9 protein-coding genes and 1 pseudogene are annotated in these 9,439 nt (G+C 60.6%); 4 read left to right on the forward strand and 6 right to left on the reverse strand.

All coding sequences use genetic code 11. The features are described 5' to 3' along the window. Nucleotides 1-3 precede the first annotated feature (3 nt). Nucleotides 4-1,182, reverse strand: a complete 1,179-nt coding sequence (locus tag PXK01_RS20015; RefSeq protein ID WP_446728466.1) for an AraC family transcriptional regulator ligand-binding domain-containing protein — start codon at nt 1,180-1,182, stop codon at nt 4-6. Here PXK01_RS20015 and PXK01_RS20020 point away from each other — a divergent pair. From PXK01_RS20020 to PXK01_RS20030, 3 genes are all read left to right on the forward strand, one after another. Beyond that, complete coding sequence (locus PXK01_RS20020; RefSeq protein ID WP_274849747.1) at nt 1,135-2,904, forward strand: acyl-CoA dehydrogenase; 1,770 nt, start codon at nt 1,135-1,137, stop codon at nt 2,902-2,904. The genes PXK01_RS20015 and PXK01_RS20020 overlap by 48 nt on opposite strands. Before the next feature lie 58 nt (nt 2,905-2,962). Further along, a complete protein-coding gene (locus tag PXK01_RS20025) occupies nt 2,963-3,769 on the forward strand; it encodes a crotonase/enoyl-CoA hydratase family protein (protein ID WP_274861490.1) in 807 nt (268 codons plus the stop codon). Nucleotides 3,770-3,947: 178 nt separating this feature from the next. Next, nucleotides 3,948-4,232, forward strand: coding sequence for a DUF6916 family protein (locus PXK01_RS20030; RefSeq protein WP_274861496.1), 285 nt, complete (start codon nt 3,948-3,950; stop codon nt 4,230-4,232). Between the two features lie 25 nt (nt 4,233-4,257). Here the strand turns inward: PXK01_RS20030 and PXK01_RS20035 are convergent, their stop codons facing one another. The 5 genes from PXK01_RS20035 to PXK01_RS20055 form a co-directional block, all read right to left on the reverse strand. Beyond that, nucleotides 4,258-4,806 carry a GNAT family N-acetyltransferase gene (locus tag PXK01_RS20035; RefSeq protein WP_274861491.1) on the reverse strand — a complete coding sequence of 183 codons (549 nt, stop codon included), beginning with the start codon at nt 4,804-4,806 and terminating at the stop codon, nt 4,258-4,260. Continuing rightward, entirely contained in the window at nt 4,803-6,029 is a 1,227-nt protein-coding gene (locus PXK01_RS20040) for a hypothetical protein (RefSeq protein ID WP_274861493.1), read from the reverse strand. Before PXK01_RS20040 ends, PXK01_RS20035 begins: the two co-directional genes overlap by 4 nt. Before the next feature lie 89 nt (nt 6,030-6,118). Further along, the gene (locus tag PXK01_RS20045) at nt 6,119-6,646 is read right to left on the reverse strand and encodes a phage tail protein (RefSeq protein WP_274861495.1); all 528 of its coding nucleotides are present in this window, start codon (nt 6,644-6,646) and stop codon (nt 6,119-6,121) included. Between the two features lie 9 nt (nt 6,647-6,655). Continuing rightward, a complete protein-coding gene (locus PXK01_RS20050; protein WP_274849742.1) occupies nt 6,656-7,174 on the reverse strand; it encodes a phage tail protein in 519 nt (172 codons plus the stop codon). An 18-nt stretch (nt 7,175-7,192) separates the two neighbouring features. Beyond that, nucleotides 7,193-7,705: a phage tail protein gene (locus tag PXK01_RS20055; RefSeq protein ID WP_274849741.1), complete on the reverse strand. Its 513-nt coding sequence runs from the start codon at nt 7,703-7,705 to the stop codon at nt 7,193-7,195. 808 nt (nt 7,706-8,513) lie between these two features. Between PXK01_RS20055 and PXK01_RS20060 the strand changes: the two are divergent. Next, nucleotides 8,514-9,439: pseudogene (locus PXK01_RS20060) on the forward strand (hypothetical protein); the annotation flags it as partial.

A 9,439-nucleotide genomic window follows, 5' to 3' on the forward strand; every position in this document is an offset into this window, starting at 1 on the left:
GGCCTACGCCCGCGACCTCCGGTATGCACCGGGGGTTGCCCCCGTCCAACGCTTGAAGGCACGGTGGAAATTGGCCGCCGAGGCAAAGCCGACATCCTGGGAAATCGCTTCGATGCTCTTGTCCGCCTCCGACAGATCCCGAATGGCGATATCGCGCCGCAAGCCATCCTTGATATCCTGAAACGAGGTATTCTCGGCATCAAGACGCCGGATCAGGGTACGCGGCGTCAGGTTCAGCGCCTGCGCCGCATCCTCCAGCTTGCAGCCCAGACGCTCTGACGACAGCAGCAACTCCCGCACCCGCAGCATCACGGCGTGTTCGCGCGAACTGGTGAAGATCCAATCCCGCGGCGCCCGGATCAGGAACTCCTGCATCTCCGCCTCGCTGCGGGCCACCGGCAACCCCTCGAGCCTGCTTTCGAATGTCAGCGACGACACGGATTGGCTGAACCGCACTGGCGCGGGAAACAGGATGGGGTAATCTTCCGCGAATTCAGGTCGATCAAAGACAAAGCTCACCTCGCGCAACGGCAGTTCACGCCCGGCCAGCCAGGAGGCGATGCCATGGGCCAGCTTCAGCAGAAGCACATGCCCAAAGCGATACTGCAGCCCCACCCCCTGGGGTCTGAGGACGATCTTGAGACTGTCCTCACCGGCATCCAGGGACAATTGGCAATCATCCAGAACCAGATTCCAGAAGGAGGTAAACCGATAAAGCGCCGCCGACAGCGAAGACGCCCCGCGCACCGAACTGCATAGGAGCTTCAGCGCGCCGGTGCGCACTGGACGGCTCCACAGGCCCGTCATCTCATCTCCGGTTCCGCTTACAACCAGTTGATACAAGCGAACAATCTGGTCATGGGTCACGCGGCCACGGGGTTGAGCGGCAGTGTTGAGACCGATCTGCTCGAGAAACCCTTGCAACTGGTCCCCCGTGCAATGCGCCCGAAGCGCAGACAGCCAATCCTCAAGAAAGGCACGTGAAACGGTGGGCAGGATTGGCGCGCTCTGCTCTGGCTGATCCGGCAAGGATTTTGTCACTTTTTGCAAGTTTTGCGTCGGCTGGAGATATAGACGGGCCTTCAACCTTTGTCTATCTGGCAGGAAAGGCAACCGCAGCAGAAAGGTCACGCAATGACATTCGATGCCCCCGTCAAGGATATGGTTTTCAATATCAAGCATCTGGCCGGATGGGCCGAGGTCGGCGCCCTGCCCGCCTATGAGGCGGTGGAATTGGAGGATGCCGATGCGGCCCTGACCGAGCTTGCCCGTTTCATCGCCGAGGAAATCGCGCCGCTCAACGTTCCCGGAGATCACGCCGGATCGCGATACGAGGATGGGCGGGTGATCCTGCCGGAAGGTTTTGCCGAGGCCTATGGCAAGTTCGTTGACATGGGCTGGCAAAGCCTGCCCCACCCGGAAGAGTTCGGCGGCCAGGGCCTGCCACGGTCGGTCGGTGCTGCTGCAACCGAGATGCTCAATGCGGCCAATATGAGCTTTGCGCTCTGCCCCTTGCTGACCGATGGCGCCATTGAGGCGCTTCTGACCGCAGCGTCGGACGAGCAAAAGGCCACCTACCTGGAAAACCTGGTCTCCGGCACCTGGACCGGCACCATGAACCTGACCGAACCGCAGGCGGGCAGCGACCTGGCGCTCTTGCGCAGCAAGGCAGAGCGGCAGGCGGATGGCAGCTACGCGATCAGCGGCACCAAGATCTTCATCACCTATGGTGAGCACGACATGTCGGAAAACACCGTGCACCTGGTGCTGGCCCGCACGCCGGATGCCCCTGCCGGGGTGAAGGGGATCAGCCTGTTCCTGGTGCCGAAATATATGGTGGGCGCCGATGGCTCTTTGGGCGAACGCAACGCGGTGCGCTGTGTCAGCATCGAGCACAAGCTCGGCATCAAGGCCAGCCCCACCGCCGTTCTGAGCTTTGAAGATGCCACCGGCTATCTGATCGGCGAGGAAAACGCCGGTCTGCGCTATATGTTCGAGATGATGAACTCCGCCCGCTATGCCGTTGGTCTGCAAGGGGTTGCCGTCTCTGAACGCGCCTATCAGAAGGCGCTGTCCTATGCCCGCGAGCGTGTTCAAAGCGCCCCCGTCGATGGCTCCTCCCGCGAGGCGGTCGCGATTGTCAATCACCCAGATGTGCGCCGGATGCTGATGCGCATGCGCTCCATCACCGAAGGGACGCGCGCCATGGCGTCCTTTGCCGCGGGATGGCAGGATCTGGCCAAGCATTCCGCAACGCCGGAAGACCGTGCCAGTGCGGCGGCAATCTCGGAATTCCTGACCCCGCTGGTCAAGGGCTACAGCACCGAGATGAGCGTCGATGTCGCCTCCACCGGGGTGCAGGTCCATGGCGGCATGGGCTTCATCGAGGAAACCGGCGCCGCCCAGCATTACCGCGACGCCCGCATCCTGCCGATCTACGAGGGCACCACCGCCATTCAGGCCAACGATCTGGTCGGCCGCAAGACCCTGCGCGATGGCGGCGAAACCGCCTTGCGCCTGGCCGAGATGATCGCCCAGACCGAAGCGGAACTGGCGCAGGGTTCATCCGCCGCACAACGTATCGCCCCGCGCCTGGAACGTGCGCGCGAGGCTTTCAAGACCGCCGTGCAACATCTTCTGACTATTGGAAAAGAGGATCCCTCTGCCGCCTTCGGCGCAGGGGTGCCCTACCTGATGCTGGCGGGCAACCTGGTGTCGGGCTGGCAATTGGCGCGCGCCCTCCTGGCAGCCGAAGCCGCTCTGGCAAATGGCGAAGACCCCGCCTTCATGGAGGCCAAGATCGCCACCGCCCGGTTCTACGCAGATCACATCCTGAACGATACCGAAGCCCAATGCGACCGCATCGTGAATGGCGCCGACAGCCTGCTGTCCGCAGTGCTCTGACCTCCCTCTTCAGGACGGTGCAGCATCGTCCTCACATCTTCTTCCGAAAGGACACCTCATGCCTGTTGAAATCGATATCTCCCGCTACCAAAACCTTGCCATCGAGGCGCAGGAGGATGGCGTCTGGATCGTCACCCTGAACCGCCCCACCAAGCGCAACGCACTGGACATCGACACCATCGAAGAGCTGGTGGAGTTCTTCTCTCTGGCGCCCCGCGCCGGGGTCAAGGCAGTGGTGCTTGCCGGTGCCGGCGATCACTTCTGCGCCGGTCTTGATCTCATCGAGCACCACGACGAAGACCGCAGCCCTGCCGATTTCATGCATGTCTGCCTGCGTTGGCACGAAGCCTTCAACAAGATGGAATACGGCGGCGTTCCGGTGATCGCGGCCCTGCAGGGAGCGGTTGTCGGCGGCGGGCTGGAACTGGCCAGCTCAGCCCATATCCGGGTGATGGACCAGACCACCTATTTCGCCCTGCCCGAAGGTCAGCGCGGACTATTCACCGGCGGTGGCGCCACCATCCGGGTGACCGATCTGGTGGGCAAATCCCGCATGATCGACATGATGCTGACCGGTCGCGTCTACCAGGGCCAGGAAGCCTGCGACCTGGGACTGGCGCAGTATATCGTCGAGGGCTCCAGCTTTGACAAGGCGATGGAACTGGCGCGCCGCGCCGCCGAGAACCTGCCCTTGTCGAATTTCGCCATCTGCTCGGCTGTGAGCCACATGCAGAACATGTCCGCCCTGGATGCGGCCTATGCGGAATCGGTGGTGGCAGGCGTGGTGAATACCCAACCCGCCGCCCGCGCCCGCCTCGCGGCCTTTGCCGACAAGAGCGCCGCCCGGGTGCGCCCCACCGAGTGATTCCTTGCGCAGGACAAGGCGGTGCGCATCCCTCGGCCCCCTTGCCCTGCGCCTTTTCTCCCAAATCCCTTTGCGAATACGCCCGCACGCCCTTACAACCTATAGGTATTGATAGGATGCCTGCGGCTGCATACCGAAACCCAAAGGGCACCAGCATTGGGAGATCGATTTGAAACAGATGCATACACTGACCGTCTGCGATTTTGAGCAGCATCTCAACAAGGCGTTCCAGATACGCTCCATCGCGCCTGACCTGCAGCTCTCCTTGATCGAAGTGACGGCGATCGGCCAGGGCGCGCGCGAAGGTGGCGCATTCTCCACCCTCTGGCAGGGGCCGAAGGAACCGGTTCTGGAGCAGGCGATTCACACGATCTACCAACCCGACTTCGGCGAACAGGAGGTTTTCCTTGTGCCCGTTGCCGAAAAGGATGCCGGGATCCAATACGAAGCGGTGTTCACCTGATCCCGGCTCTTGATGGGTGCTGGGCCTAGGCGCCGGACCAGCTCAGCAGGTCGTATACGCCTTTGTCCTCTTGTTTGGTGAAGCCAAGCCGCCGGTACAGAGTCATGGCCGGGTTTTCCTTCTCCACGTGGATGCTGACCGATTTCTTGGCAGAGGCGGCCTCGGCCATCAGGTCCCTCAGCAGCGCTCCTCCGATTCCCGATCCACGCAGCTGGGGCAGCAAGGCGATATCGATGATGCGATGCTCTTTGCTCCAGCGTTCCAGATACAGCCGCCCGATTGCCGCGTCCCGCTGCAGCACGACAAGCCACAGGGCTGCTGGGTAATGCTCTTGGTAGTGCCGGTGCTGCGCATCGAATTGCATGGCAATGAAGGCTTGCTTCTGGGCCTCAACCCAGGGGGTGCGATCCAGTTCGCCTTCGCGCGTCGACCGGTAGAGATCCACAAGGAAGGGGCGATCCTGCTGTCGCACCGCCCGGAAAGAAATCCCCAAGGCGGCCGCGTGACCGAGCTGCGGCCATTCTGCCGCCCCGTCGGGCCCCAAGGCCGGAGGCATTGCCGCCTGTTCATTCATGCCGGGTTCACGGTGATATCCTGGGTCAAGGCCATCGCAACCAGATCACTGCCCAGAGGCACCCAAGTGGCTGACCAATGCACCAGGGTCTGTTGCGTCAGATAGGAGACATCGCCTGTCGCCCGAACCCGTGCAAACAGGCTCAAACTCATGTCCGCGTTGGATTGCAACACCAGCTCGCTATCGCCTGCGACATGGGCGATGATCTGCAAACCCGACCACTGCTCGTCCGGCTCCACAGTCTGGTAGCTGGCATAGACCGGGCTGCCCGCGCCGCTCCCGACCTGAGCAACCAGATACAACCCGTCATTGGAGGCAACAGACAGCGCCATGGTCTGCACGGTGTCGGGGAAGGAGGCGAACAAGGCCCAGTCCGTGAATATCTCGGAGCTGACCTGCTCTTGCACCTTCATGTAGATCTTGCTGCCAATGCGCGCAAAGACATGCACCAGCGCATTCATCCCGACACCGCAGACCACCTGCTCAAAGCCGCTCAAGCCGCCCGAGAGATCCTGCCAGCCTGCCCAGTGTTCCGGCAGCAGCGGCTGATCCGAAGTCTGCATATTCATGTAGGGAACGTTGGAGCTGTTGAGCCCCACCAGAATGATGCGCCCATCCGCATTCTGGGTTCCCGTCAGGCTGCACAGCGCTCCGGACAGTTGATGCCACTCCGACCAGGGCTGGCTTGGCGGGTTTTCCACCGCCGCTGTCACCTCAACCGGCGTGTCTGTACCAGGGGGGACAACCGTGATGGTCTCTTCGGAGATGGTATTGGGGTTCTGGAACTTCCACCAGATCGCATTGTCCGGCGCGCCGCTGATGACGAACACATTCTGCCGATTGGTGATACCATTGATCAAAAGCGTGTCCAGATAGCTTGGAACGCCAGCCGGCTTACCCAGGTCCACCGGCGGGGCAAACCTGTTGGAGGCACGCGCGGCATTGTCTTCGTGCAGGTAAATCAGGTGTCCGTCATCGCCGCTGGCGGCGGCAATCAGTGCCACATAGCCATCCTGCGTGACAGCGGCCTTGAGCAGGCTCGGCTGAAACTGAAGCGTGGGCAGGGTGGTGAATTCAGGGGGAAACGGGCCGTTTTCATCGATTTGATCCTTGCAGGCAAGGCTACCAGCAGGTGTGATTGCCCCGAAAAAGATCCGGAAGTAGTTCGGCTCGGTCCGGTCGCTGCCGGCGTAGTCTTCTGGAATGGCGTCTTCATCTGACATGTCGAAATGTCCTTCCAATAGGCGTGTCTAGACCCAGGTCTTGCCGGTTCCCCCAGCGGCGACAGCATTGCTGGCACGGGGAGCCACGGTTAGCTGCGCGACGGATACAGCCCGACAAGCGCGATGATGAAATTCAACGCCAGAAAAGGCTGCATGTTGAAATGGGATTGGTTGCCGCCGGTGGAGCCGATCGTCTCCGGCGCAAGGTCCACCAGCGATGTCGCGGTGTCGGTCTGGTACAGGGTGTCACGACCGGTCCCGGCAAGCGAGGTCGTGTCTGAAGGGATATTGGTCCCGCCATTGCCCGAATAGGCACGCACGCCGTGATTATGGGAGGGCATCTGCGCCTCTGACAGGGTGACATTCTCAACTCCCCCCTGCTGCCCCAGGCTCCGCAATGTCAGCCCCGGCCCGCGTCCGGGATGCATCGGAGCACGCCCCTGCAGGTTGGGCAGCGCCGTGGTGGAGCGCCCATCGCCGCCATAGATGGTTCCAATCAGCGAAAACAAGGCCGTGTTCTGCGCAATCGGCAGCACCTGCCCATTACAGAAGGCCCAGCCGCGCGGCGCGAAAGTCCCGGCAAAGATCCGGATCTCAGCGATAAAGGGTTCTGACATATGCGCCTCCTACGTCCGGCTCGGGAAGATGCCGAAAAGTGCAACGATGAAATTCACGCACAGGAATGGCATCAGATTGGTGTGCGACCTGGAGCCACCCGTGTTGCCGGTCATGGCCGAAGCCATGTTGGTGTTCTGATTGTCGGCCTCATAAAAGTTGACACCCACCCCCTCGGCAACCAGGTGGTTCTGCGGATTTTCCAAGGTGGCAACCGCGGTACTGGCATGGAACTCATGCGAATGGCTCGGCAATTGATTGACTGTCAGCGTCACGTTCTCGCTGCCTGACTTTGCCCCCAGCCGCCGCGGGCTGAGCCCGGGCCCGCTGCCCGCGTGAACAGGCAGACGTCCCCGCATATCCGGCAACGCAAAAGTCGTCCTGCCATCGCCGCCATAGACCGTGCCAAAAAGCGAGAACAGCGCATCGTTTTGCGAAATCGCAAGCAACTGGCCATCACAGAAGGCCCAACCTCGCGGCGCGAAATTCCCCGCAAACATACGAATTTCGCCTACAAAGGGTTCCGACATCCAATGTCCTTTCCAGGGTTAAGAACGCGAGGGGAAAAGCCCCTGAAGGGCAATGCAGAAATTGATCGCCATGAAAGGCTGCATATTGTCGTGCGCCTGCCCGCCTCCCACGTTGGTGACCGTACCCGCCCGAAGGGTCCGACTTGTCCCGGCTCCGACCGTCGCATAGGCCGCATCCGGCGCGACCTCAGCGGCAAGCAGGGCACCGCTTGGCTCGCGCGCATTTCCGGGAAGCGACGAGGCTTTCGCCACGTGGTCATGGCTCGGGATCTGCGCCGTCGTCAGGGTCATGGTTTCCGCGCCGCTCCTCGTTCCAAGACTGTGGCCATTGCCAACATGAAGCGGCGTTCGGCCTCTCAGGTCCGGCAAGGCAAAGGAGGTCCGCCCGTCACCGCCATAGGTCGTCCCCAGCAGTGAATACAGCGATTGGTTCTGGTTGATCGGAAGAAACTGACCATCACAGAAGGCCCAGCCTCTTGGGGCAAAGTTAAATCCCACTATGCGGATTTCCGCGAGAAACGGCTCAGCCATGAGTCCCCCCAATGCCTTGAAACGCCAATACGATTGGCGCACTCAATTTACCTTCCGGCACGCCCCAAAAGACACGCGCCACCAAAGAAATTCAATCTAAGGGTGACTTTCGCATTACTCGCAGAAATAAATCAATGCATTTTTCTTCCGACAGATCTCTCCACGCAACAAAAACCTCAGCCACCACGCCGGAACAGCCAACACCTCTGCGGTAAACCCTTTAAACACGCGCCACATCAAAACCCTATATGTATTACAACCTTAGCACATTCAAATGACAAGCCAACCACCGCACCTTCCCGGACTCACTGCAGTTGCGACCGGGAATAATCCTGCAAGTCACCACACAAAGCCACAAGAACATTTGACGTGTCAGAGAGTCAAAGCATTGAATTGATGAGCGATTACCTCTTGGCGCCTCCACGTTTGCATCGTTCAGGAACCGTCTTTCTTGGCGCGACGGTCGCCTTTGCCGCAAGGATGGATCGCGCCCAGAAAACAATCTAAACGCACACCACTAGATTCACAGATCCTGCGGGTACCGACAGGCACAAGCCGATCTGGATGAAGACGTGAAGACCCAATAAGCGGAGCGGGAAGATCTGGACACCCCCATTACCCAGCAGCGACACCATTCAACCTGAGAGGTACTTCAAATCTCCTTCTCCTGCGAAAAAGTATTTTCTTGCCTTCGCGACCACTTAACACTTTAATCGCGACTGACAATTTTCAAAGCTACCTTAAGTTGATTCTAGATGCCACATCCTGCCGGATGCCCGCATCGTATTGCCCAGTTTAGGACCATAGAATGAGTGTCAAGTGCCGCCGCTTTCCGACCCTGACCCAAAGCGCCCGAGTGACATGGCCAGATGCGGTGCTTCAGCTGCTCTCGATGCTGGCGCTTGCGGGTCTTTTCATTGTCTTGCTGTCGTCGGGACAGGCACGGGCGGCCTTCACGGATTGCCCCGTCAACAATGTCCCAACAGATCCAGTCAATTTGAATCTCACCGACGACCTCTGCACCAGGGAAAGCTCAGCCGCCGACATCAACGACGCCGACTTCATAGCGATCCGCGCATTTCCTCCGGGCTTCACCGAGTTTCAAATTTTTGATGAGGCCGCAGGGGCAGACGCAAGAGACCTGGTTTTCACGGTCAATAACGGTACGCCGCAAGGCACCCTCGATGCCAGCTTCGCAACGATCTCGAACATTGACTGCACCACTGGCTGCTTGATTTCCGGCACCCATGGCGGGGTGGCCTTCCCCTCTTTCACCTACACACAGTCTGCCAGCTCAGGCTCCATTGCCGCCGCAGTGCCCGAGGCCGAGATCGAGAACCTCACCTCTTCCACCACCAATACCGTCGCGGATGGCGGCACAGACAGTATCGCGGGCGCCATCGCCAGCGGCACCGCAACCACCGTCACCTATACCGTCGCAAACAGCGGCACCGGGCCGCTCACCCTCTCGGCCCTGACCCAGGGCGCCACCACCAACGCAAGCTTCGGCGCAACCGCCATCACCACCGGAACCGTCGCCGCGGGCGGCTCGGAGGCCGGCGCCATCAGCATCACCTTCACCCCCGCCTCCGCCACCAATGGCGACAGTTTCTCCCTCGCCTTCAGCTTCACCACCAATGATGCCCAGGACGGCAGCGACGAGACCACCTATAACGTCACCCTCACCGGCACCATCAATGCCGAGGCCGAGATCGAGAACCTCACCTCTTCCAC

Origin of the sequence: Phaeobacter sp. PT47_59, assembly GCF_028890025.1 — a bacterium.
GTDB lineage: Bacteria > Pseudomonadota > Alphaproteobacteria > Rhodobacterales > Rhodobacteraceae > Phycobacter.

Excerpts from the sequence above, each read along its gene's own strand:
- PXK01_RS20020 (WP_274849747.1), top strand. The coding sequence starts at position 1,135 with ATGACATTCGATGCCCCCGTCAAGGATATGGTTTTCAATATCAAGCAT.
- PXK01_RS20015 (WP_446728466.1), bottom strand. The coding sequence starts at position 1,182 with ATGCTTGATATTGAAAACCATATCCTTGACGGGGGCATCGAATGTCAT.
- PXK01_RS20025 (WP_274861490.1), top strand. The coding sequence starts at position 2,963 with ATGCCTGTTGAAATCGATATCTCCCGCTACCAAAACCTTGCCATCGAG.
- PXK01_RS20030 (WP_274861496.1), top strand. The coding sequence starts at position 3,948 with ATGCATACACTGACCGTCTGCGATTTTGAGCAGCATCTCAACAAGGCG.
- PXK01_RS20035 (WP_274861491.1), bottom strand. The coding sequence starts at position 4,806 with ATGAATGAACAGGCGGCAATGCCTCCGGCCTTGGGGCCCGACGGGGCG.
- PXK01_RS20040 (WP_274861493.1), bottom strand. The coding sequence starts at position 6,029 with ATGTCAGATGAAGACGCCATTCCAGAAGACTACGCCGGCAGCGACCGG.
- PXK01_RS20045 (WP_274861495.1), bottom strand. The coding sequence starts at position 6,646 with ATGTCAGAACCCTTTATCGCTGAGATCCGGATCTTTGCCGGGACTTTC.
- PXK01_RS20050 (WP_274849742.1), bottom strand. The coding sequence starts at position 7,174 with ATGTCGGAACCCTTTGTAGGCGAAATTCGTATGTTTGCGGGGAATTTC.
- PXK01_RS20055 (WP_274849741.1), bottom strand. The coding sequence starts at position 7,705 with ATGGCTGAGCCGTTTCTCGCGGAAATCCGCATAGTGGGATTTAACTTT.